21 protein-coding genes are annotated in these 23230 nt (G+C 43.1%); 9 read left to right on the top strand and 12 right to left on the bottom strand.

Annotated elements, in window-relative coordinates:
- Positions 1-19: 19 nt before the first annotated feature.
- The 8 genes from ACGTN9_RS01445 to ACGTN9_RS01480 form a co-directional block, all read right to left on the bottom strand.
- Positions 20-1543 carry an AbgT family transporter gene (locus ACGTN9_RS01445; protein WP_499589810.1) on the bottom strand — a complete coding sequence of 508 codons (1524 nt, stop codon included), beginning with the start codon at positions 1541-1543 and terminating at the stop codon, positions 20-22.
- Positions 1544-1639: 96 nt separating this feature from the next.
- A complete protein-coding gene (locus ACGTN9_RS01450) occupies positions 1640-2980 on the bottom strand; it encodes a hypothetical protein (RefSeq protein ID WP_499589811.1) in 1341 nt (446 codons plus the stop codon).
- Complete coding sequence (locus ACGTN9_RS01455) at positions 2910-4193, bottom strand: M20 family metallo-hydrolase (protein ID WP_499589813.1); 1284 nt, start codon at positions 4191-4193, stop codon at positions 2910-2912. The genes ACGTN9_RS01450 and ACGTN9_RS01455 overlap by 71 nt, the downstream gene beginning before the upstream one ends.
- Positions 4186-5484 (bottom strand): amidohydrolase, encoded by a 1299-nt coding sequence (locus ACGTN9_RS01460; RefSeq protein ID WP_499589815.1) that lies wholly within the window; start codon positions 5482-5484, stop codon positions 4186-4188. The genes ACGTN9_RS01455 and ACGTN9_RS01460 overlap by 8 nt, the downstream gene beginning before the upstream one ends.
- Positions 5485-5488: 4 nt before the next feature.
- Entirely contained in the window at positions 5489-6685 is a 1197-nt protein-coding gene (locus ACGTN9_RS01465) for a M20 metallopeptidase family protein (protein WP_499589817.1), read from the bottom strand.
- 223 nt (positions 6686-6908) lie between these two features.
- Positions 6909-8285 (bottom strand): M28 family peptidase, encoded by a 1377-nt coding sequence (locus ACGTN9_RS01470; protein WP_499589819.1) that lies wholly within the window; start codon positions 8283-8285, stop codon positions 6909-6911.
- A 246-nt stretch (positions 8286-8531) separates the two neighbouring features.
- Positions 8532-9614: a lipocalin-like domain-containing protein gene (locus ACGTN9_RS01475; protein WP_499589821.1), complete on the bottom strand. Its 1083-nt coding sequence runs from the start codon at positions 9612-9614 to the stop codon at positions 8532-8534.
- Between the two features lie 93 nt (positions 9615-9707).
- On the bottom strand, positions 9708-10820 hold the full coding sequence (locus ACGTN9_RS01480; protein ID WP_499589823.1) for a M14 family zinc carboxypeptidase: 1113 nt from the start codon (positions 10818-10820) through the stop codon (positions 9708-9710).
- A gap of 354 nt (positions 10821-11174) precedes the next feature.
- Between ACGTN9_RS01480 and ACGTN9_RS01485 the strand changes: the two genes are divergently transcribed.
- The 6 genes from ACGTN9_RS01485 to nagE all read left to right on the top strand — a co-directional run bounded on the left by ACGTN9_RS01485 (position 11175) and on the right by nagE (position 18206).
- Positions 11175-11552 carry a DUF2512 family protein gene (locus ACGTN9_RS01485; RefSeq protein ID WP_499589825.1) on the top strand — a complete coding sequence of 126 codons (378 nt, stop codon included), beginning with the start codon at positions 11175-11177 and terminating at the stop codon, positions 11550-11552.
- A 172-nt stretch (positions 11553-11724) separates the two neighbouring features.
- Positions 11725-11910, top strand: a complete 186-nt coding sequence (locus ACGTN9_RS01490) for a YjzC family protein (protein ID WP_499589827.1) — start codon at positions 11725-11727, stop codon at positions 11908-11910.
- A gap of 116 nt (positions 11911-12026) precedes the next feature.
- On the top strand, positions 12027-12629 hold the full coding sequence (locus ACGTN9_RS01495; protein ID WP_499590498.1) for an anthranilate synthase component II: 603 nt from the start codon (positions 12027-12029) through the stop codon (positions 12627-12629).
- 2 nt (positions 12630-12631) lie between these two features.
- Entirely contained in the window at positions 12632-14371 is a 1740-nt protein-coding gene (gene pabB, locus ACGTN9_RS01500; RefSeq protein ID WP_499589829.1) for an aminodeoxychorismate synthase component I, read from the top strand.
- 138 nt (positions 14372-14509) lie between these two features.
- Positions 14510-16021 (top strand): UDP-N-acetylmuramoyl-L-alanyl-D-glutamate--2,6-diaminopimelate ligase, encoded by a 1512-nt coding sequence (locus ACGTN9_RS01505; protein ID WP_499589831.1) that lies wholly within the window; start codon positions 14510-14512, stop codon positions 16019-16021.
- A gap of 250 nt (positions 16022-16271) precedes the next feature.
- Positions 16272-18206 carry an N-acetylglucosamine-specific PTS transporter subunit IIBC gene (nagE, locus tag ACGTN9_RS01510; RefSeq protein WP_499589833.1) on the top strand — a complete coding sequence of 645 codons (1935 nt, stop codon included), beginning with the start codon at positions 16272-16274 and terminating at the stop codon, positions 18204-18206.
- Positions 18207-18253: 47 nt separating this feature from the next.
- Here nagE and ACGTN9_RS01515 read toward each other — a convergent pair whose 3' ends face one another.
- The 3 genes from ACGTN9_RS01515 to ACGTN9_RS01525 all read right to left on the bottom strand — a co-directional run bounded on the left by ACGTN9_RS01515 (position 18254) and on the right by ACGTN9_RS01525 (position 19525).
- On the bottom strand, positions 18254-18406 hold the full coding sequence (locus ACGTN9_RS01515; protein WP_499589835.1) for a hypothetical protein: 153 nt from the start codon (positions 18404-18406) through the stop codon (positions 18254-18256).
- Between the two features lie 11 nt (positions 18407-18417).
- A complete protein-coding gene (locus ACGTN9_RS01520) occupies positions 18418-18738 on the bottom strand; it encodes a nucleoside deaminase (protein WP_499589837.1) in 321 nt (106 codons plus the stop codon).
- 175 nt (positions 18739-18913) lie between these two features.
- Positions 18914-19525 carry a peroxiredoxin gene (locus ACGTN9_RS01525; protein ID WP_499589839.1) on the bottom strand — a complete coding sequence of 204 codons (612 nt, stop codon included), beginning with the start codon at positions 19523-19525 and terminating at the stop codon, positions 18914-18916.
- Positions 19526-19651: 126 nt separating this feature from the next.
- Here ACGTN9_RS01525 and ACGTN9_RS01530 point away from each other — a divergent pair, with 126 nt between their 5' ends.
- Positions 19652-20122 carry a DinB family protein gene (locus tag ACGTN9_RS01530; RefSeq protein ID WP_499589841.1) on the top strand — a complete coding sequence of 157 codons (471 nt, stop codon included), beginning with the start codon at positions 19652-19654 and terminating at the stop codon, positions 20120-20122.
- Between the two features lie 22 nt (positions 20123-20144).
- Here the strand turns inward: ACGTN9_RS01530 and ACGTN9_RS01535 are convergent, their stop codons facing one another.
- Complete coding sequence (locus tag ACGTN9_RS01535) at positions 20145-21302, bottom strand: MFS transporter (RefSeq protein WP_499589843.1); 1158 nt, start codon at positions 21300-21302, stop codon at positions 20145-20147.
- A 135-nt stretch (positions 21303-21437) separates the two neighbouring features.
- On the opposite strand from ACGTN9_RS01535, the gene ACGTN9_RS01540 reads away from it, so the two are divergent.
- Together ACGTN9_RS01540 and ACGTN9_RS01545 are read left to right on the top strand one after the other, a co-directional pair.
- The gene (locus tag ACGTN9_RS01540; RefSeq protein ID WP_499589845.1) at positions 21438-22196 is read left to right on the top strand and encodes a TrmB family transcriptional regulator; all 759 of its coding nucleotides are present in this window, start codon (positions 21438-21440) and stop codon (positions 22194-22196) included.
- Between the two features lie 310 nt (positions 22197-22506).
- Positions 22507-22908 carry an HIT family protein gene (locus ACGTN9_RS01545; RefSeq protein ID WP_499589847.1) on the top strand — a complete coding sequence of 134 codons (402 nt, stop codon included), beginning with the start codon at positions 22507-22509 and terminating at the stop codon, positions 22906-22908.
- The last annotated feature ends 322 nt before the right edge of the window (positions 22909-23230 follow it).

Raw genomic sequence — 23230 nt, forward strand, 5'->3', positions numbered from 1 at the left:
GAAAAATTAACCAGGTAATTTAGAGGTACATACCGATTCCCGGTCCGAATGGTATCCCAAGGAAGGCGAAGATGAGCAACAACACGATCCAGACGGATAAGAAAATGATACTATACGGAAGCATCAGGGCAATCAGTGTACCGAGCCCGGCTTTTTTATCATACTCTTTCATGAATGCTAACACGATGATGATATAAGGGTTCATTGGAGTAATAATATTGGTTGACGAGTCGGCAATACGATATGCTGCTTGAATGAATGCTGGATGATAGTCTAAGAAATAAAACATCTTAACGAAAATCGGTGCTTCTAATGCCCATTGGGCTGATCCACTGAAGATGAATAAGTTCATGACAGCGGTCAACAGGACAAAACCGATAATGACGGCGATTCCGGTAAGCCCAATGGACTCCAGGAAGCTCGCTCCACTGACGGCAATCCAGGTCCCTAAGTTCGTCCAGTCAAAGTAGGCGATGAATTGGGCTGCCGCAAAAATCAAAACGATGAAACCGGACATATCTTTCATTGCTTCACTCATAAATTTAGAGATATCTCTTGAACTTTCAAGTTTTCCAACCGTTTTACCGTACGTTACGCCTACCGCCACAAACCAGAATAAGATAATCGGAATAATCCCATCTAAAAATGGTGAAGGAATGATGCCACCCTCTTCATTTCGAAGTGGTGAATTCGGAATAAATATGACCAAAAGGATTAAGGCTACATAGGCGACAGCTGCAATAGCCGCATTCCTAAGCCCTCGCTTTTCCAGATCAGTAGCAGCTTTCAAGGCTTCTCCGCCTTTTCCTTCATACTTACCTAACCGGGGTTCGACTATTTTTTCGGTAATAAGAGCACCAGTGATAGATAGAACGACTACAGATACCATCATGAAATACCAGTTATCGACTGGTGTAACAACAATATTAGAATCTAAGTTTTTCATCACTTCGGTTGAGATACCGGATAACAAAGCATCTGTGCCAGCGATGACGATGTTAGCTGTAAATCCGGCACCAACGCCGGCAAAGCCTGCAGCCAGACCGGCGAGTGGATGACGTCCCACTGTGTAAAATACCATTGCGGCAAGTGGTGGAACGATAACGAAAGCCGCGTCGGAGGCAAGGTTACCTAAAATACCGACAAAAATTACTGCATAAGTTACTAAAGCAGGTGGTGCTTTCAGAATGGTGCTCTTAATAGCTGTTTCCAGCAGACCAATTTTATCGGCCAAGCCAATGCCGAGCATCATTGCCAATACGAGTCCTAATGGTTTGAACCCGACGAAGTTTTCCAGCATCGAAGTGAGAATGTATTGAAGTCCTTCTGCAGAGACAAGACTTTTGATGGTAATTACTTCTTCGCTGCCAGGTTGTTGGAACGAAACATCGAATAAAGAAATGAACCAGGACAATAGGATTACAAATACAGCAAGATACACGAATAGCATGAATGGGTCCGGCAGGCGGTTACCTGCACGTTCGATGACATTCAAAAAGCGGTTAAGTCCTTTTCCTCCTGAAGCATTTGACTGAGTAGCCATATGTTTCACCTTCCTTCATAAATTTGGAAAAATACCGTTAATCTTCCGTAAATAAACAAATTATAGGATGAACAGACAACAAAATTTATAAAATTACTATTGAGTGAATCGATATACTTTACGAGGACGGCCTCTCTCGCCGGATTGTGCTTCCCCGCATTGTTCTACTACCTTTGTTTTCTCCATCTCTGTCAAAATTCTTCGCCCATTTCGTTCTGTGCTTTGCAACCAACGTGAAACATCCTGGGAAGTAAATTGGTCCCGATGGTATTGTTTTGCATAAGCTATGATTTTTGAAACGACTCCGGGGCTGATTGATGCATTTTTGATTTTTTCTCTCCAGGCAGTACCAGTTTCGACAGTTTGGTAAGATAGATCCTCGGTTTGTTTGTTTTTTAATGTGATCGATTGATCCTCTTCTACCAATAGAATGGTTGCTTGTTCTTGTTTGGTCATGTTCCTGAAGCCTAACCGGACATTCTGCTCTGCTTGTGATACGGTTTCCCCAAAACCAATAGAAATACTGGCTTCAATATTATTTTGTAATTTGATTTCTTCAATCAGATCCAGTAAGTCTTCATAAGCATCTTCGCTGACTTCTCCTCGTGTCGTGAAGATAAAAAACAAACCATCCCCTAATTGCATGAGGGAGCCATTAGTTTTTTCAGTGACTTGCAACAGTGATCTTTTCAAGTCTAATTCCTGATATTTAGTCTTGAAGGAATAGTAGAGGTCATCGAGTTTATCCAAATTAAATTGAACACGACAGCCGATGATTGCCGTTTGTGAGTTGCGATACCGTTTGGAATGTGCCCGTTCCTCTAAAAATTGAATGACCATGCGTATCGATAAATAAGAGGGAGTTACACGAAACACTGGAATATTCATCTTCTTTAACTGAAAAAATACATCCTTGATAGAAGTGATCACTACCTCGGTTTTCCCTTGCTCATATAAATTTTTATGGAAATCGACAAGGTTCTGAATTTTGTCATAACCCTCAAACGGATGGTTATAATAAGTCAATTTCTCGAGATTGTAATACGAAAGTATTTTCTCAATTTCTTCATCTGAAATCGTATCGATTCCTACCTGCTGGAAAACTGTCTGCTTCGTTAGTTGTGCTTCCAGGAGGATACCGAAAAAACTGGAACCATGCAGGGGAGGGAAACTCGCTTCTTCCTCCGTAATCAAATGATTTTCCGTTGCGTACGTGTAATTTAGGACGCCGGAAAAGAACCATTGATCGACTTCATACCTGTGAGTGGTTAAAATGTTAGTAATTTCTGATAATTCTTCATACACAAAAGGGACGAATTCTATATTTTCAAATTCTTGTGCTACATATTCAATTCGTTGCATCGAATCAGCGGGACTGATTACTCCAATTCTTGTTTTCATCGTCATCACCTGTTTCTTTTTGTAAATATGCTGCAATCATGTTACTTCCTTTTTGCAGATCGGCTATACTTGCATATTCTTTAGGGTGATGGCTGATTCCTTCTTTACAAGGAATGAATATCATACCAGAAGGCCAGCGGACCGCCATGTTCATAACATCATGGCCTGCACCGCTATCCATCAGCAGTGCCTTATATCCAATCTTTTCACTGATTTTCTGAAGTTTTTCCTGAATCTTTGGTGCAAGAAAGATAGAATCATTATTTACTAGTGTCTCTACTTTGATCGCTATTTCTCGCTTTGTTTCGACCTTTCTGCAATAGGACTTTATCAGATCTGTCAGTTCATATTTGGAGCTGTCATCCACGCTGCGGATATCTATGCCGAGTTCCACTTCACCAGGGATGACATTCATGGCATTTGGCTTTAGTTTAACTGTACTTACCGTAGCTACTAAGGGGACTTCATGTCTGGTGTTTATTTTGTTGGCTTCCTGCTCGACAAAATTAACAAGGGGAGCGATAGCTGCAAAGGCATCTTTCCGGTTGTCCATAGGAGTTGTACCTGTATGATTGGACATGCCAGTGGCGGTAACTTTCAGACGAATCGGGCAGGCTACTCCTCGGACGATCCCGATGTCTGCTCCATTATTTTCAATTTGTACCCCTTGTTCAATGTGCAATTCCAGAAAACTCTCCAAAACATCTGGTGCCTTTTCTGCTTGTTCGATGGTTCCCCAATCCAATCCAAACTCCTCGATTGCTTGTTTGATCGTCACACCATCTTCATCGGTGACAGTCTCAAGGTCCTGTTTATCCAGCAATCCACTAACTGCTTTGCTTCCGATAGTAGATACACCGAAACGGGCTGATTCCTCCGAAGCGAAACAAATGACCGCAATATTTTTCTTTGGTGTAAAAGACTGATCCTTCATTTGCTTAACTGCAGCCAGGCCGCAAAGAACACCGGCTACTCCATCATAACCACCGCCTGCATTGACTGTATCGAGGTGGGATCCTACTGCAACGGTAGGAGCCGAACTGTCCACTTTCCAAACAGCCCATTGGTTGCCTGCTTCATCGCTAGTTATTTGTAAGTCGAGCTCTTTTGCTACTTGTCGAAAAGCTTCATGAGCACGGGATTCTTCCGGGCTGTAGCTAAGCCGGGTGAATCCGCCTGGTTGATCCATGGCATTTACCATGTTCAACTGCAATAGCTTTTCTTCTAACCAATGGGTATCTTCACTCATGTGACATCCCTCCTTTTAGAATGTGAATATATGCATCAACAGCTACAGAAACAACTGTTTCTTGATAATCGAAGCACGGATGATGATGACCATAAGGAAGCTCTGTACCAAAGAGCATGTATGTGGCCTTCCCGCCGTTTTTTTGTACTGCGTTGGTCATGAAGCTGGCATCCTCCGAACCAGAAACCTTCGCATATGGGAGAACTTCCTTAATATAGGAGCTGGATTCACAGGCTTTGGTGATAGAAGGAACCAATGAATCATCACATTTGATTTCTTCCGTTTCTCCTACAGAGTCCAAGGTAACCTCTACATCATGCATCGCAGCTGCTGCATGAAGGGTACGTTTTGCTTCTTCCAGCATATAGCTGTTCAACTCTTTCGTTTCTCCCCGGGTTTCGATTTCTAAATAGGAAGTTTCCGGGATAATATTACGCCCGCTGCCGGCAGTCATTTTGCCGACATTGATGCGAGTGGAACCACCGCTGTGACGAGGGATAGCATAGAGCTGCGTGGCGGCTGTTGTGGCTGCAAGGAGTGCGTTTTTTCCTTCCTCCGGTTTCATCCCGGCATGAGAAGCGGCACCCTTGAAGTGTGCATTCAATTTTGTAGATGCAAGGAAACCTTTCGTCGTTGCTGCTATCGTGCCGACAGGATAGGGGGTGATCCCGATATGACCGGTATAAAATTGATCAACATCATCGAGCCAGCCTTTATCCGTAATCGCTTTCGCCCCACGGCCGCCTTCTTCCGCAGGTTGAAAAATAAGTGTGTAGCGCCCTGTTAAAGAGTTTTTATACTGAGCGATAAAATGGGCTACTCCAAGACCGATGGTGGTATGACCATCATGACCACAGGCATGCATAACGCCCTCTTCTTGAGACCGAAAGCCGTGCTTAGAAGGGAAATGGTCTTTAGCATCTGTTTCCTTTATTGGCAGGGCGTCGATATCAAACCGAAAGCCGATATGCTCGCCATTCTTTTTGGTATCCCATATTGCAACGACCCCTGTATTCCCTCCGCGCATTTTCTCCATCCAACTTTCTTCGACTCCCCAATGAAGCGCTTTTTTTTCATGTTCTGTTAATAATGGCTCATCAGGAACGCCCATGCGAGACTTACTTTCAAGGGCATCAACTCCGACGTGAATAGTGAAGCCGAGTTTTTCTAATTCCTTACCAATGCGGTAAGTGGTGTAATACTCCATGAAACCTAGTTCAGGATGCTGGTGGAGGGTACGGCGCCATTCCATCAGCAGGGGAGTAATTTTTTCAGTGAAATTATCAGTCATGTCATCACCTCCTTGCCAGTTCATCTAAAGTATCTATTGCCAGCTTTACTAAAAAAGAGCTGCCAATCGGTAATGCTCGTTCATCCAGTTTGAACTTCGGATCATGAAGAGGCTTTTGTTCTTCTTTGTTTTCAATTTGTGTTCCCAGCCAAATAAAGGCGCCTGGATAATTTTCTAAAAAGCGGGCGAAATCTTCTCCAGCCATAGATGGAGCCACTTCAGGTGCAGCATCCCCGCCGAGCAGGTCTTTAGCAGAGTTGCGCGCTAATTGTGCCCATTCCGGCGTATTGATCGTTGCCGGATACCCATCCAAATATTCGATATCTACCGAACCGTCAAAAGCTTCCGCAGTCTGCCGTAATATGGTGTGAAAGCGGCTTTTGACTTTTTGTTTCACTTCCGGAAGATAAGTGCGAATAGTCCCTTCAAACGTCACCTTATCAGCAATGACATTGTAGCGGTAACCGCCTTCAATCTTTCCGATTGTGAGGACTGCCGAATCAAGCGGATTGACATTGCGGGAGACAATGGTCTGCAAGCTGGTGACCATTTGATTGGCAATTATGATTGCGTCATTGCCATCCTGGGGCATACTAGCATGGCCGCCACGTCCGGTAACTGTTACCTTGAAGCGGTCCGATGCCCCCATCATCTCTTTATCTCTTATACCGACTTCGCCTACAGGCAGGCCGGGCCAGACATGTTGTCCGTAAATGACATCGGGCTGGTATTCCGAAAATACGCCATCCTCCATCATTTGTTTAGACCCTCCAGTAGGTGCGTTTTCTTCGGCGGGCTGAAATACTAACAATACGATACCGTTTATTTGCTCTCGCATTTGATTTAACGCATAACCTGCACCGAGAAGCATAGAAGTATGGGCATCATGTCCACAAGCATGCATTTTTCCATTTTCTTTTGAAATGTAAGGATGGTCATTCATTTCCTGGATAGGTAAAGCATCCATATCAGCACGTAAGGCAACAGTCTTACCTGGGTTGCTGCCTTTTATGATGCCAAGCACACCTGTTCCTGCGAAGCCGGTTTGGTACTCGATTCCATAGGATTCCAGTGTTTTTTGTACCAGTTCGGACGTTTTAAATTCTTCTCCGCTTAATTCCGGGTGCAGGTGCAAGTGCCGTCGAACATCTATAATTTCATCTTTTACTTTATCTATATAAGTTTCGATAGTGGATTTCATAGTTGTTGTCACTCCTTTTTATTTAAGGAAATATTCCTTAAATATTCCGTTAAAAACAGTATAACAAATTATAGATAAATGTCACCCTTTTATTTAAAATTTTCTGAAAACAAATAAAAACTCCCCTCACAAGGAGGGGAGGAGAAACTACTTTCTTACCAGTTCATATACGGATGCACCAACCAGTTCACCAATTTCCTGCATTCGTTTCCAGCTATAGAAATTAAAGCGGGCGGTCATCGAAGTCATATTCTACTGGTTCTGGAGCAACGTTGGCATTCTCTAACGCTGGAGTATCCGGTCTCGCAATCTGGTAAACCGCGGCACCTACGATTTCTCCAACATCCTGCAGTTTTTCTTTGCTGATTTTATCGATCGTATCCTCTGGCCCGTGGTACCAAGGTTCAAGGGGAGCGTGGATGAACAAAGCCGCCGGAATTCCCCGCTCATAGAATGGAACGTGGTCACTGCGGCCAAGCTGTCCGTATGGAACAGTTTCAGAGACGCGGGCACCGGCTGCAGCACCATAGTCGGTCACCAGATTCTTTTCTCCGTCTGGAGTGAACATGATCAATTCTCCAGCATCACGGCTTCCAACCATGTCGAGCTGGAAGTGGCCAACGATATTTTGTACTTCTTCATCACTTAGAGAGTAAGCATAGTTATAGGAACCGACCAACCCTTTTTCTTCGGCTCCATACGTAGCAAATCGAAGCTCGGTATCCGTAGGGGTGTTTGCCATGACTCTGGCTAACTCTAAAACTGCAGCCACACCGGAAGCATCGTCGTTAGCTCCAGGACCAACACTTACCGAATCGTGGTGGGCCCCGACCATGACAATTTGTCCGTTGTCTTTATTAGGGTGTGGCTTCTTTTTAGCAATGACATTATGACTTGTCCCTTTAATATAGCTGGCACCCTCGACGGAAACGGTTGCTGTTACTTCTTCCGTGGCTAGACGATCGACTAATTCCAGCCCAGCTTCACGAGTAATAGCAACTGCCGGGATGTCTTGTCCTTCATAAATCCCGCCGAATTGGTTGCCCGTGGTTCCTTCCCGGTTGAACATGATGACACCTACGGCACCTTTGTCCAGGACATTTTGAATTTTGTCATAAAAGGAAATTTCACCTCGCTCAATCAAAGCGATTTTTCCTGCTACTTCATCATCAACTTCACCTTCAGAAGCGAGTCCGACATAGGCAAGTGGCGCTTCGACTTCAGCATTGACCGAACCTGTGAACGTATGGACATCCCCGGCAAACTCGTTCCCATTTAGGACGATAGATGGAGTCCCGCGTTCGAACCCTTTATTGAATTCAAATGGCTGGATTTCTGTTTCATAACCAAAACTCTCAAACTGCTCTTTGATGTATTGGACTCCTTGCCATTCACCATCTGTGCCAGCTTCACGCGGCTGCTGTGATAATACTTCGATGTGCTGATACATGTTTTCTGAATCGATTTTCTTGACTACCTTGTTATCGAAGGCATGATCCGATTGTTCATTTGAAGCGTGGTTTCCTGCTTCTGCCGGTAAAATCCCCGAGCTTAAAGCCAGTCCAGCTGCTAGGATAGCGGTTAAAGTTTTACGGTACATAAATATCCTCCCTTGTTCTGATAGTTTACTAGACAAGGTCATTATCCTATTTTTTTAATTGTAAGTAAATTTCTTATATTCCATAAAATGGAATAAACTTAACTGATCTGTTACTTTTATCCTGAAAAACTTGTCGATTAATTAAGAAGAGTGTAGAAGCTGATCGAAAAATTAAAGCTTAGTTCCTAGTGGGGGATAAATGTCACGGAACAATAAAAAAAGCTGCATTTCTGCAGCTATCCAGAATCAAGAAGAAAAAGCATATCCAACGAGTTCCATAAACCCTTCTCCGGTTAAATGATTAACAGTTCCATTGGAACGGTGCTCTTTACCTGTGAGGGATACAGCACCTTCCCATATCCCTTGCAGCGGGCCGATAATCAGCATTTCCTGATTAGAAAAGAATGGAGTGGTTTGGATCTCGATATTGAACTCCGGAATACTGATCTCCCAGGCAATTGGGTAACGGGTGTTTGTTTTCACGCTTTTCCAGTGCTCAATGGGGTGGAAGGAGACATTTCTTGTAAACCTTACTGTACCGTCTTTTTCGATTACATTAGCCATTTGGGAAGACGTCTCACCATCATTGCTCCGCATTTCATTCAATAGCAGTTCACGTCCATCATCCAGCCGCAGCCCGAACCAGTTCCATCCGGTTCCTTTCAACAGGCTGTAATCTTTTCCCCACTGATGATCAAACCATCCTTCACCACTCACCGATTCTATCCCTTTATGGGTGTGCAATTTACCTGATACTTTATTTCGTGTGAAAGAATAATAGTACAAGTCATCCGGTTTTCCATCCGTCCCGATAAGTGCATGAGGTTTTTTCGGTTCGAAGTGAAGGTTTGCAGTGATGCCGTCTTCAGATAAAAGCAGGTGAAAGTCCTCCTTTTCTTTTTCAAAAGTCATGCTATTTTTTCCATACATAAGCCGCAGCGGGTTTTGTTTGATAACAGACTTGCGAAGCAGTCCATGGGGACGGGGAATCCTGCCGGCGAACATGCTTTTATAAAGACGCCACATAGTTGTATCGAAAGGGTGGAGGAGCAAATAAAAAGGGAGATAAAGGAACATCATATTCCGTTTCAATTTGTTATCGATTCGTGATTGATTTTTCTGCTTTTTATTATCCAGATCGATTAAGGTATAAATGAGGTAATGACCTTTGCTGCATGCTGACTCTCCGACTTGAAAAAAAGAAGTCATCAAAGCATATCTGCTGCCGCGGCTGCTATTCAAAAAAGTGAACGCATACCACCATTCAATGTTAGAGGAAGCGTGGGGGCCGGCATCTTCCGGGAGCCTGATTTCTGGTTGTTCTTCCATATCGTACACACCTTTTGTTTTTAGTAAGGTATGCAGAGCCCACGTTTTTGGAACAAATGAAAAAGCTCCCGGAATTAACCGGAAGCTTCTCGTTTAATAACCACTAGTTTCATAATCTGTTAAATAGCCTGCGCTCGGGTAAGCCGGGATATCATTCCACCGGTCTGGATCGACATCATAGATTTCATCGGTGGCAATGCCGTAGAGAAGTGATTTCAGTGCCTGGTAGTTCTGCTTTGTTAAATAGCCATTAGATTTCTGACCGAGATTTCCTTCTCTTGTATTGCCTTTTGTTTCAAAAAATATGGCTGGGTTGCTATGTCCGTCGTCATTAAGGTTATTATAGTTCGTACCCAACATCATAGCGGAAACAACCCCGCCTCTGATGTCGATGAAATACTTTTCATCTCCACCGCCGACCTGATATTGGTCGATGTGCGTATAACCATAATCTATCATCGAATCGTACACATATGCCTGCATCTGTTTCGTGATGGTATTATACAAACCGTCCTTGATGCCAGGAAGTGTCGGACCGTCCGGAGCAAGGGAAATCCCCAGTGAGAAGGAAGTGGATTCGTTTGTTCCATATACTGTCTTGAATCCCTGGTGATGCAAGTCCACTGCAAAGTCAGGTTTTAAATCTGTCCAGTATTCATATACTACCCTTGATTCTTTCGCTTCGAATTTATCTACTGCCCAGTCCCGGTTCAAATCAAGGTATCTATCTTCTTCTGTTAGATAGGTTTGCCGTTTATTCATGATCGAACCATCCGGATTATACATCGGAATGACATAAATAGTGGCTTCATCGAGAATCGTTTCGATATCATAAGAGCCGTTGCTTGCGAACGTTTTTAACAGTTGTAAAGCTGCTTCCGTCGTAAGCTTTTCATCTCCGTGTATTTGAGCTTGCACCCAGATCTTCTTCTCGCCATTACCGGCTTTAGCAACGTAAATACTGTTGCCACTTTCTGATGTGCCGTAATCATCCAGTGTAAAGACTTCTACTTTTCCTTTACTGGTCGCTTCAATGGTTTCGAGCTTTTTAATCATTTCTTCGTATGTAATGATACTGTTGATGTTCGTTTTCCCTTCCGTAGATGGTCCTCCGGGAACTGTGTCAGATTTGGCATAGACATTCGGATGAACAGTGAAAGCAAGTAACATTCCAAACATGGCCAACAGGCCGATGAGTTTTTTCAAAAGAATCCCTCCATCATGTAAATTAGTAAAATTATAGCAGAATACTGACGCAATTAAGTTGTATTATCTGATTTTTCAAAAAAACACAACCATGTGAGGGAATCTTTTCACCTATCTATTTCAGTCAAAAGCCCTAATAAAATATGAGCTGCCTTCTAATATAAAAGGCAGCTTTGAATAGTAATGAGAATTTAACCGTGTTTTTGCTCTAATCCTTTTATAACTTGATACGAATTTACAATGATACTACAATTTTTTTGAGAGTTTACATATTTTTTACCATTTATCAGATTATGTTTGTAATAGGTATGTACAGGAAAAAATTACATAAAGCAAAGAGCGAGGAGGTCGATGATGGAACATTTAAAGGCGATAGGAATTAAAAGCTTAATGACCTTTACTGCGGTATTTCTTATATTAGGTATTGGCTTTCAAATGACCTGGAGTGAGGTCATTATTTTGACGGTTGCGATTGGTGTGTTGTCCTACCCGTTAGGGGACCTGAAAGTATTTCCTAAAGCCGGGAATAAAATTGCCACGATCGTTGACTTCGCTATTGTTTTCCTAATCGTTTGGCTGCTTGGGATTGTATTAGTAAACAACTCGGCTTCCCTGATAATTGCTGGTGCAATAGTGGCTGCTGCGATGGCAGTCGGGGAATATTTCTTTCATAAATATATGGCAAGGATTGTCCTGCATCGTAAATATCCGTTTGAAAACCACAAATACTAGTTCGTAATAAATAGCGGGGCTGGTTGGCCGGGAGTAAGCTTCGAGAGGAAGACTTGCTAACAAATGTTCCACACCTGTAATCCTGATCGCCCCTATCCAAATAGGTTTACAACTCGTGGTAATCGGCAAAGATAAAAACAATCAGCAGCATATTTCCATGGAGGTGAGCGGATTGGCTGAAGAAGAACGTTTTCAAACTGGTGATAAGGCGGCTGAAACAGGACAATACAGATTTGACAGTCTTGTTGAAGGTTTTTCACAGGAGCAAGAGAATAAAGTAATACGAGTAGCACAGGATGAAGAATTCCCGGCGGCACCAGAAAGTGGAAAGCCTGCCTATTGGGTTAAAATTAAATAATCTATTTCCTCTCAAGAGTAATTAATTGCTCTTGAGTTTTTTTACGTTTGAGACTTATATTCAGCCGGGGTTATAATTAAGAAAGGTGTGTATATCTAAAGAAAGTGGTGGACAAGTTGATTGTAGTCATAGATAACTACGATTCATTTACATATAATCTGGTGCAATATTTTCGTCAGTTGGACAAACAAGTGCGCGTCTACCAGAATCATGAAATTTCTCCTCAGGAAATTGCCCAGCTCCAACCGGATTTGATTGTACTTTCCCCTGGACCTGGAAATCCCGATGACGCGCAGACAAGCAGAGAACTGTTGGAAGAGTTTTATACCAGGATTCCGGTTTTAGGGGTTTGTTTAGGACATCAGGCTATCGTTAAGTTTTTTGGCGGAGAAGTCATTAAGGGGGAAAAGCCGATGCATGGGAAAGTAAGCTATATCACTCATGATCAGCTGGGGGCGTTCAGGGGTATACCGTCCCCCACCTTGGTGACGCGCTATCATTCTTTGACAGCGAAGCGGAGCAGTATGCCAGAAAGCCTGGATATAACTGCCGAAACAAAGGATGGAGTTATCATGGGTGTCAGGCACAAGGAATATCCAGTCGAAGGGCTGCAATTCCATCCAGAATCTATTCTTTCCGATGCTGGATTCCACATGCTTGAAAATGTATACCGTAACGCAAAGCGTTGGGGAATGAGATCGTTACGGGAAGAGGTGTAATCATGGAAACGTTCTTACAGTTCGACTTCATCGAAACAGATAATGAGCAGCCGATCTGTTTTACGGAACCAATCAAAGTTATTGAGGTTTTCTGTATACAAGAAGTACCAGCAGCTTTTCATGAAATAGAAGCGGCAATCCAGGAAGGGTATTATGCAGCAGGGTTTGTTTCTTATGAAGCTGCCCCTGGGTTCGATTCTGCCATGCATGTCCATCAGACAAATGATGATTTTCCACTCGTCTGGTTTGGAATTTTTGAGAATCCTGTCGATGCAAATTCCCGGACTGAGTCCCTGCCTGACTATCGAATTTCCGATTGGAAACTGGATACGGATAAGGAAGAATATCACCAGGGAATCTCCACTATCAAACAAGCGATAGAAGAAGGATATACCTATCAAGTCAATTATACAGCCAGGCTGACTGCGCAATTTCAAGGAAATGATTATGCTTTTTATCAGCAGCTGAAGGAAAATCAGCAGTCTGCTTATGCTGCCTATTTGAATATAGGCAAATATCGTGTTTTATCTGCATCACCAGAACTCTTTTTTCAGGTCAGCAAGGGCAGCATAAAGACCAAGCCAATGAAAGGTACAGGAACAAGAGGAAGAAGTATGAGAGAAGACGAGCAGCTTAAACAGAAGCTCTATACTTCTGAAAAAGACAGGGCAGAGAATCTCATGATTGTCGATTTGCTACGCAACGATATCGGCCGGATTGCCAGGCCGGGAACGGTAAAGGTGCCAAAGTTGTTTGAAGTAGAATCTTATCCGACGGTACATCAGATGACTTCTACGATTGAAGCAGAATTAGACTCTGCTGCAACGATTTATGATTGGTTCCAGGCCTTATTTCCTTGTGGTTCGATTACAGGTGCTCCTAAAATAAGTACGATGAATTATATCTCCAAACTCGAAAGATCCCCCCGGCATATCTACTGCGGAGCTATCGGCTTAATTACTCCTGACAGGGAAGCGATATTCAATGTCCCGATCAGGACAGTTTTGGTTGATAAGGAAGCAGAAACAGCCACTTACGGAGCAGGTGGTGGTATTACATGGGACTCTACAGTAGAAGGGGAGTACGAAGAATTGATGGCGAAAGCCGGTCTGCTGAAGGAAAAAAGGACACCGTTTCATTTATTAGAATCACTCAAACTACAAGACGGTCACTTTCCTTTATCTCAGAGACATATCGACCGTCTGCTATCCTCAGCCCGTTATTTTGGTTATACCATAGATGATGGTCAAGTTAATCAAGTGTTGAAAAACGTTGCCAGTGAGCATACGCAGGGAGCATTTAAAGTTCGGCTGCTTGTAAACAGAAATGGTGATGTGAGTGTGGGGACGACAGCAATCAGTCAGCTCGAATCGGTCACTTGTTCTTTAGCAAAAACTCCAGTCGATAAGAAAAATCCTTTTTTATATCACAAAACAACTCACCGCGAAGTTTATGATGAACATAGCCGTTCTGCTCCAGCAGATGCTTTTTCCGTGCTGCTTTGGAATGAAGAAGAAGAACTGACGGAATTTACGATCGGAAATCTTGTGATAGAGAAGCAAGGAAAATATTACACTCCCCCGATCAAATGCGGACTTCTTGCTGGAACCTTCCGTCAAGAACTGTTAGAACAGCTCGTTATAACGGAGCGGGTGATCCATAAGAGGGATCTTAATGAAGCAGATTCGATTTGGATGATAAACGGAGTAAGAGGCTGGCTCCCTGTACAGATGATCACGTAAAATAATGAAAAGACACGACATTGATCGTGTCTTTTTTTGTTTTGTTTAATGTATGTATAATATATGTTTAATTTTTGTTTATATATGCGAGGGAGAGGGTAAAAAGTCCATATCAATATTAAATAGAGGGTGAACGTCATGGTGAAAAATCTGGATTTCAGGGAGATATTGAAGCCAAAATTGATATTAGGACCTGGTGTGCAGGTGGTGAAAGGGGTCGCCTATGACTCTAGAGAAATAAAGGAAGGGTATCTTTTCGTTTGTATAGAAGGTGAAAATACAGACGGCCACCGATATATCCGCGCTGCTATCGATGCAGGAGCAGTAGGCATAATCGGGTCAAACAGCGATCAATTGTTACAATACGCAGGAGATCACCCTTCCCTCACTTTTGTAAAAGTGAACGACGGAAAAGCCGCTCTTTCGCAATTATCAGCCTCTTTTTACAATCATCCTACCGAAAATTTATCAATGGTCGGTGTAACAGGAACAAATGGTAAAACTACCGTCACCTCTTATATACGTTCGATTTTGAATGCGCTTGCTATCCCTGCCGGTTCTTTAGGCACAGCAGGAATTTGGGATGAAAAAAAGAAAACGAAGTTCAAGCAATCTGTTCCCACTACTCCAGAAGCGCCCGACCTTCATCGTGTACTACGCCATTTTGTGTCCAGAGGGCTAAAGGCCGTAGCGATGGAAGCCACATCAATCGCTTTAGAGCAAAAGCGTTTGTTAGATATCTCCTATGATGTAGCTGTCCATACTAACTTGACGCCGGAACACCTGGAGTTCCACGGTACGATGGCACGCTACAAAGAAGCTAAGCTCAAATTGTTTAGACAGAGTAAAAAGGCAGTAGTTAACAGGGATGATGCCGGGATGGCAGATGATATCATCCAACAGTTTACAGGCCCATTATTGACTTATGGGATTGATAACCGTAAAGCTGATATCAGTGCTGATCACATAAAAATTACAACGGAAGGGTCCGTATTTACACTGCGTGCATGGAATGATTCTTTTTTTGTACAAGCTCCCGTTTATGGGAAATATAATGTTTCAAATCTTTTGGCAGCAATCGGAGGATGCCTTCAGATGGGTATTTCAATTGAAAAAGTTCTCGAAGGGTTGCGCTGTCTGGAAGGACCCGAAGGCCGCTTCCAACAGTATTACGCCTCTAAGCTCCCTTATCAGATTATCATGGATTATGCCCATACTCCTGATGCGTTAGAAAAGGTGTTAGAGGTCGCATCAAAATTATCTCGCAGAAGGCTGATTGTGATGATAACGGGAGTAGGACTTCGTGACCCTAATAAAAGACCTTTGATGGCCAAGGTTGCAGAACGGTATGCGGATGAGGTGGTCGTCACGGTTGATCATCCTGGCTTTTTCGATCGACGGGAAATTTTAAATGATGTACTGGAGGGGTTCACCAAAAACGCTGTTGTTAACACCCATGCACTTCTCCACCGGGAAGAAGCTATACATTATGCTCTCGATATAGCTCACTCAGGGGATTTGGTATTGTTAACGGGAATCGGTTTTGGGGGCTACCAGGTCATCAAAGGTGAGAATGTCCCTTATTCAGAAACAGCAGTAATTGAACAATATCTATCGAAAGAAAAATCTCATACCAATTGTAATGAATGAGTCCATGTTGAAATCTGCCTTATAGTAAGGTGGATTTTTTATTTTCAGCAAAAATGACAAACGAGTTGGACACGCGATGCAAAATAATTTTCTCTCTTAAAGGAATTTTTTCAGGGAGGAGCTAATTATATATAATAATTGGACATCCTTAAACTTTCCTTATCTGGTCTATACGTCTATATAAGCGGGTGTTATAATCTAATTAAGCGGTTTCAATTTTTTTACTACATAAAAAGGGAGGAAAAAAGATATGTTAGCATTTTTGCAACGTATTGGTAAGTCGTTAATGTTTCCGATTGCCATGCTGCCAGCAGCTGCATTGCTTGTACGGCTAGGTGCGGAAGACATGTTGAACATTCCGTTTGTTGCACAGGCAGGGAACGGAATCCTGGCTAACCTGGCACTGATCTTTGCCATTGGTGTTGCTATGGGTTTTGCCAAAGATGGAAGCGGAGGGGCAGCCTTGTCGGGGGCTGTAGGTTACCTCGTCTTAACTGGAGGGGTAGAGTCCTTTGGTGATGATTTAAGTATGGGAGTCTTTGGGGGTATCATAGCGGGTATCATTGCAGGGTTATTATACAATCGTTTTTACCAGACCCAACTTCCAGATTGGCTTTCATTCTTTGGTGGAAAGAGGTTTGTGCCAATCATCACGGCAATTGTGATGGTGTTGTTATCCGGTGTTTTTGGTTTCATTTGGCCGCCGATCCAGGCAGCTATCAATGGATTGGGAGAATGGATGCTTGGCGCAGGAGCGCTCGGCGTAGGTGCTTATGGTTTCTTCAACCGACTACTGATACCAATTGGTTTGCACCACGTTATTAATACTGTTGTATGGTTTGATTTCGGTTCCTATATGCCTCCAGGTGCAGATGAAGCTGTACGTGGGGAAATTAGCAGGTTCCTGGCGGGAGACCCTAGTGCTGGAAGCTTCCTGGCTGGTTTCTTCCCGATCATGATGTTCGGTCTTCCAGCTGCCTGTCTTGCTATGTATGCAGCAGCGAAAAAGCATCGCAGAGCTGCCGTTGGAGGGATGTTATTCAGTATTGCAGTTACATCTTTCCTTACAGGGGTAACAGAACCTATTGAATTTTCATTCATGTTCCTGTCTCCATTGTTATATGTGGTTCACGCCTTATTGACAGCACTTTCGATGATGGTATCGCTTTGGCTCGATATCAGGCATGGGTTCGGCTTCTCTGCCGGATTCATTGATTATTTATTGAACTTCGGTATCGCAGACAAACCGATTATGCTGTTTATTCAAGGTTTAGTGTTTGCGGTTATCTACTTTGTCATTTTCTACGCTTTGATTGTAAAACTGGACTTGAAAACACCAGGACGGGAGGATGAAGACGAAGAACTTGCAGAGGAGAACCAGCAAGTCGGTCAGCCTTCCAGCGGCAAAGGCAGAGATTATGATAAGAAAGCGTATCATTACCTAACAGCGCTTGGCGGACCAGAAAATATCAAGACATTGGACTATTGCGCCACCCGCCTTCGTCTCCAAGTGAATGATATGGAAGCGGTAGATGAAAAAGCGCTGAAGCGTCAAGGCGCCAATGGTGTGATGAAGCTTAACAAAACCAACTTGCACGTTATCGTCGGTACAACCGTTGATTTCCTGGCAGAAGCAATGCGTAAACGAATGGATAACAATGATATGCAGGCTCCTGGTGGAGAAGCGGTCCAGGAGGACACAAGGTCTGACGGAAGCGCTGGATTGCCTGCATTGGATAAAGCGAATATTGTTTCGCCGGCAAAAGGGAAATTGATGAATTTGAGTGAGGTTCCTGATGAAGTATTTGCTCAAAAAATGATGGGCGAAGGCTTTGCCATCGATCCTGCTGATGGGTTATTTGTATCTCCAGTAGATGGGGAAGTCATCAATGTCTTCCCGACAAAGCACGCGATCGGCATCAAAGCTGACAGCGGCCATGAAATTTTGGTACACGTCGGACTGGATACCGTAAAGCTTGAGGGTGAAGGTTTTGACGTGTATGTAACAGAAGGTCAACGTGTTAAAAAAGGCGATAAACTGTTGCAGGCGGATCTCGAGCATTTGAAAGCGAATGTACCATCCACCATTTCCCCAATCGTATTTACGAATTTAAACGAAGGAGAAAAGGTATCTGTTACAGAAGTAAAAGACGTTAATATCAACGAAAGAAACATTTTAAGTTAAATCAAAAAGCCGGGAATCCGATTTTGTGGAATCCCGGCTTTTTATTTTTACGGTCTATAGCCTTCTAAAATTACCTCTGCATCAAAAGAAGAGTAAGTTTTAATCAAGTTAGCAGATTCTTCAGTCAGGATGCCACCAAGATAGTTGTGCAGCCGTTCATCAATGTAAGGGAGATTTTTAATCATTTTTTCCGTACCCATATAATTGTCTTCTACGGCAAAACAACATTCCTGATGTTTGCCATAATAAGGGCAGAGACACACATGATACATGGCTCGACGCTAGTATAGAGCAAACATTCCCTGGCATGTTTCTGCAAATAGCCCGCGTTGTTATGCAGGGCATCAATTTCCGCATGAGCGATATTATCTTTAGAACTCGTAATTTTATTTGACCCTCTTGCGATGATTTCGCCGTTATGGACAATTACGGCACCAATCGGTTTATCGTTCCGCTTGCCCGCCTTTTCAGCTTCCTTTAAAGCTTCTTTCATAAAGTATTCATGATTCAATTCGTTGAAATTTTCGACCACTAATAGTCCCCCTTTATGATTCTCTTAATGTATTCATTAAATCTTTGTTGTTCTTATACATTACAGGAGGTTCACAGTTCCTCATGTATCTAAGCAACTGACATTATTATAGCAAATCATTTTTTCGCATATAAAAAGCCCGGATGATAGGTATCATCCGGGCTTTATACACCCCTTAAATTTTACCGATCATGCTCGGGTCACGCTTGATTCCTGGCTGTCCTTGCATCCAATTCGCCGGAACGCCTTCGCCTGTTCTTCTTCCATATTGAATCCCTTGTATCAATCGCAAAATCTCTGGTACGTTACGGCCGACTTCTGGCGGGTTGACCAGCTTGGCAGCTATGACGCCTTCCGGGTCGATGATGGTGGTGACGCGAAAAGCGGCTCCCGTTTTTGGGTTGAAGGCCCGGTAGGCTTTACTGATAGAATGTGTCCGGTCACTTACAAGGGGGAATGTGACCTGGGAAGCAGATGGTGATGTTTCTGTAAATACTTTATGAGCGTATACACTATCGGTGCTGATGGCTAACACTTCCGTATTCAGTTGTTTTAGATACGGATGAATAGCAGCGACCGCTGCCAATTCTGTCGGTCAGACAAACGTGAAGTCGCTGGCATAGAAAAACAACACCACCCATTTTCCCCGGTAGTTTTCCAAGTTGATCGGGATGATTTTTTTGGTGGTATTATCATAGGCCTCTGCCTGGAAGGAGGGAGCTGTGTCATTGGTCTGAGCACAAAATGGCAGCTCACAGGCATTGAAATCATTTACGGACAAGTCCATAAGTTCACCTCGATTCACGGCTTTTTTTACATCTTATTCATTGGGTTGCCTCTTCATGAACAAAGGAGGAAAAGAGGCTGGAGGAACCGAATTAGGATATAGATGAAAACGGATGGAGGAATTTGAATGAACGAAGAGCAGGTTTTTGCACAGTGGAAAATGTGGAGGGGATGGCTGTTAGAACTCTTAAGGGAACTGCCGGAAGAACAGTGGGATGAGATACCGGGTCACCATACCAATAATATCAGGTGGAATGCCGGGCATATTCTCGTTGGCTGGGATCATACGATTTGTACCCATCTCAAGCAGGAGCGAATGCTTCCATTGCGTTATCATCTTATGTTTCCAAGAGATAGCCGGCCTGAAGACTGGAAAGGAAATCCTCCTGCAAAGCAGGAGCTGATCATGCACTTGGAGCAGCAGCCGGATAAATTGATCGAGCTTAGCAAAAATAAGCTGGATTCCGCTTTGGAGGAGCCTTTCTTGCATATGCGGACGCTGGGAGAGATGTTTTTATTCCACATCTCGCATGAAAGCCTGCATTTATCGGCTATTAGTATGATAAACAAAGCGAACAAAAATGCCAGACACCTTTGATTGGGTGCCTGGCATTTATTATTTAGTGGGAAAGAGCGGGTTTCGGTTGTTTGGCCATCGAGAATATTGCTGCTGCCAAGGCAATGATGATGAAAAATCCCCCGGTAGTTGCATTATACTCTACAGAAGCCTGCTCAATGACGATACCCCCGATAAAAGATCCAAACGCGATTCCAAAGTGAAGAGCTGAATTGTTCAAGCTTTGCTGGATATCGGACGTTTCTGGTGAAGATTGAATCAAATAACTTTGCATGGCTGGCGTAATTGCCCAGCTAAGCATACTCCAGATCACCATGACCCCTAAGAAAAGCGGCAGGGAGAAGGTGGTATATGGAATTGCGAAAATCGATAATCCGAAGACAACAATAATTCCGATGATCGTAGGTTTGGTACCGAAGCGGTCGGATAACATACCGCCGACTCCACCACCGATGACAGCTGCCACCCCAAAAATCAGATAAATGATACTTACCCATGTCCCGTTCAGCCCCATTGTCATTTTTAAAAATGGAGTCAAATAGCCATATAAGGCTAAGTGCCCCGTCAAAAATAAGAATGAAGTCAATTGTGCAAAAAGAATTTTTCTGTTTTTTAAGGTAGCCAATTGTTGTTTAATTGGGATAGCTGGCTTCGGTTCGATTTTACCCATGAAGAAGTAGACTCCCATCATGGAAATGACCGTTAATAGTGTAATCAGTACGAATGGGGCCCTCCATCCAAAGGCATTACCAAGCATCAATCCGATCGGCACACCCAACACAAGGGAAGCGCTGATACCCATGAAGACAACACCGATCGCGCGGGCACGATATTTTTCTTCGACTATATTGGAAGCCATGGTGACACAAAGTACGACTAATAAAGAGCCACTCGCTGCAGAGACGATTCTTGCTAGCAACAGTACCAGATAGGATGGACTGAGGACTGCAATTAGGTTTCCGAAAAGAAAAACGGCAAGGGAAATTAATGTAAGTCGCTTTCTTTCGACTTTTGCTGTAGCCGTTAGTAAAATAGGCGCCGCAATCGCAAAGACAAGCGAGAATATAGTGATAAGCAGCCCTGCTTGTCCAAGGCTGACTTGTAAGCTGTCTGCTACTAAATCTAAAATGCCCCCAATGATCAGTTCGACCATCCCGACAATAAATGAGACGATCGTCAGTAAGTATACTCGTTTATCCATAATAAATGACTTCCTTTCGTTATTGTTACCACTACAATAGTAACTACTTAAAAGGAGAAAAACAAGTGTAAATTACAACCTTATTTTTCTGTGCTATGATGAAAGCAATAAACAGGAAGCAAGGAGCTCGTAAATATGCTGCAACAGTTTGGTTTCACGCAATATGAAAGTCAAGTTTATCAATCCTTGATCACAGTCGATCAGCCCCTCGATGCTACAACAATCGTCAAGCAATCGGGAGTGCCGCGTGCGAAAGTATATGAAGTTCTCCATCGTTTAAGTGAAAAAGGAATGATTTTAGAGGCGATTACGGGGAAGAAGCGGCTCTATACTGCCCTTCCGGTTGAAACGACGATTCAGAAGCTGAAAGCGGATTTTGAAGCGAATATCGAGCAGTTAAGGGAAGCGAAAAGCAAGCAGGCACCGAAAGATGACCGTGTCTGGACATTGAAAGAAGATCAGTCGATCCAGGCCGTATTACAGGAACTATTGGAACGAGCGAAACATTCTGTTTTTATCTCTGGGTGGGCGGATGATATCTCCTCTAACCTTGCTTTATTGGAGGATAAGTACCAAGCAGGTCTAATAGTGAATATCCATGTCATCGGGGAAATGGAAACGATTATCCCAGGGGTTTCTACGTTGATTCCGGATACCCATCATGAAGCACTTGAACGGAGCAGAATCTTAATAGTCGATGAAGAAGAAATGTTGTTTGCAGGCGTAGAAGATTCCAGGTGGCAGGCAATACGAACCCAATCCGGTCCGCTGGTCAAATTCTTTACGGAGTTTTTCTATCATGATGTGGCACTGACGGAGATTACTCAAAAATATAAAGACACAGTCATGAGAGACGAGGAAATAAAGAAGGTACTACTGAAATTAAGGTACTGACTTTTCATAACAATACAAACGATATTGTTCCCTCGGACTGTATATCCTGGCGGAAAAAGATCCTTTAACCATCGTATTATTTAACAACGCCTGAATGTAAAAAAGTTTTGTCACAAAAAAAGGCCCTCTGTCATTCAGAGGGCATGGGAAAGTGAAATATACAAAAGGGAGGTCACCCTTTGAGTTATACGTTAATACATAAAAGCGAGAAAGTAAATGCCCCAAAAGCACTTACAAATATTCAAAAAATGTAAAAAGATAAGGAATCATGGTGTTTTAACAGATTTCAGCAAATGGGAGGATGACTGAAATGAGTGACTGTTTATTTTGCAACATCGTAGAAGATGGGGATCAACAGATTATCCTGGAAAATGACACATGTTATTATATTCAAAAAAAGTCTGAACAAACCGTGTTGGAAGGGAGCGGGCTGATCATCCCTAAAGCACATCATCAAAATGTTTTTGAACTGACTGAGGAAGAATGGAAGGATACGAGATCTTTACTGCTGCAAGCCAAAAACATTTTAGAGGAGAGTTACTCGCCGGATGGATTCAGTGTGGGGTGGAATACAGGGGAAGCAGGGGGGCAATCAATCCCGCATGCCCATCTTCATGTGATTCCTCGTTTTGCTGATGAACCCTATGCTTACAAAGGAATTCGTTACTGGTTGAAGCAGCCGGAAAATAAGCGGGAAAAGCTGCGATATTAAGCAGGTCAAATAGGAACATGATGCTTTTTTAACATTTTTATATAGATATTGACTACTACAAATCCCGCTAAATAGGTGAAGGACGTCCATAGTATATTCCATCCATTAAGATAATGGATCTTTCCCGACCAAAGAACCAGGAGTTCAAAAAAAGTGGTAAGGATAGAGAAAGTTAAAATAAGCTTCCAAGTGTTTACGAGTTTCTTTTCCCTTATAAAGGCAAATAAGGTAGTAATCATGGGAAAGTAGCCCACACTAATAGGTATCGCAGATAAGGAAGGGTTGTTGTAGACCGGTTCTACTTCCCAAAATAATTGGAAGC

Origin of the sequence: Halobacillus sp. B23F22_5, from assembly GCF_043497085.1 — a bacterium.
Classification (GTDB): Bacteria; Bacillota; Bacilli; order Bacillales; family Halobacillaceae; genus Thalassobacillus.

What these genes read in the sequence shown, in the direction of transcription:
- ACGTN9_RS01445 (WP_499589810.1), bottom strand. Translation starts at nt 1,543, where the DNA reads ATGGCTACTCAGTCAAATGCTTCAGGAGGAAAAGGACTTAACCGCTTT.
- ACGTN9_RS01455 (WP_499589813.1), bottom strand. Translation starts at nt 4,193, where the DNA reads ATGAGTGAAGATACCCATTGGTTAGAAGAAAAGCTATTGCAGTTGAAC.
- ACGTN9_RS01460 (WP_499589815.1), bottom strand. Translation starts at nt 5,484, where the DNA reads ATGACTGATAATTTCACTGAAAAAATTACTCCCCTGCTGATGGAATGG.
- ACGTN9_RS01465 (WP_499589817.1), bottom strand. Translation starts at nt 6,685, where the DNA reads ATGAAATCCACTATCGAAACTTATATAGATAAAGTAAAAGATGAAATT.
- ACGTN9_RS01470 (WP_499589819.1), bottom strand. Translation starts at nt 8,285, where the DNA reads ATGTACCGTAAAACTTTAACCGCTATCCTAGCAGCTGGACTGGCTTTA.
- ACGTN9_RS01475 (WP_499589821.1), bottom strand. Translation starts at nt 9,614, where the DNA reads ATGGAAGAACAACCAGAAATCAGGCTCCCGGAAGATGCCGGCCCCCAC.
- ACGTN9_RS01485 (WP_499589825.1), top strand. Translation starts at nt 11,175, where the DNA reads ATGGAACATTTAAAGGCGATAGGAATTAAAAGCTTAATGACCTTTACT.
- pabB (WP_499589829.1), top strand. Translation starts at nt 12,632, where the DNA reads ATGGAAACGTTCTTACAGTTCGACTTCATCGAAACAGATAATGAGCAG.
- ACGTN9_RS01505 (WP_499589831.1), top strand. Translation starts at nt 14,510, where the DNA reads ATGGTGAAAAATCTGGATTTCAGGGAGATATTGAAGCCAAAATTGATA.
- nagE (WP_499589833.1), top strand. Translation starts at nt 16,272, where the DNA reads ATGTTAGCATTTTTGCAACGTATTGGTAAGTCGTTAATGTTTCCGATT.
- ACGTN9_RS01515 (WP_499589835.1), bottom strand. Translation starts at nt 18,406, where the DNA reads ATGGGTACGGAAAAAATGATTAAAAATCTCCCTTACATTGATGAACGG.
- ACGTN9_RS01530 (WP_499589841.1), top strand. Translation starts at nt 19,652, where the DNA reads ATGAACGAAGAGCAGGTTTTTGCACAGTGGAAAATGTGGAGGGGATGG.
- ACGTN9_RS01535 (WP_499589843.1), bottom strand. Translation starts at nt 21,302, where the DNA reads ATGGATAAACGAGTATACTTACTGACGATCGTCTCATTTATTGTCGGG.
- ACGTN9_RS01540 (WP_499589845.1), top strand. Translation starts at nt 21,438, where the DNA reads ATGCTGCAACAGTTTGGTTTCACGCAATATGAAAGTCAAGTTTATCAA.
- ACGTN9_RS01545 (WP_499589847.1), top strand. Translation starts at nt 22,507, where the DNA reads ATGAGTGACTGTTTATTTTGCAACATCGTAGAAGATGGGGATCAACAG.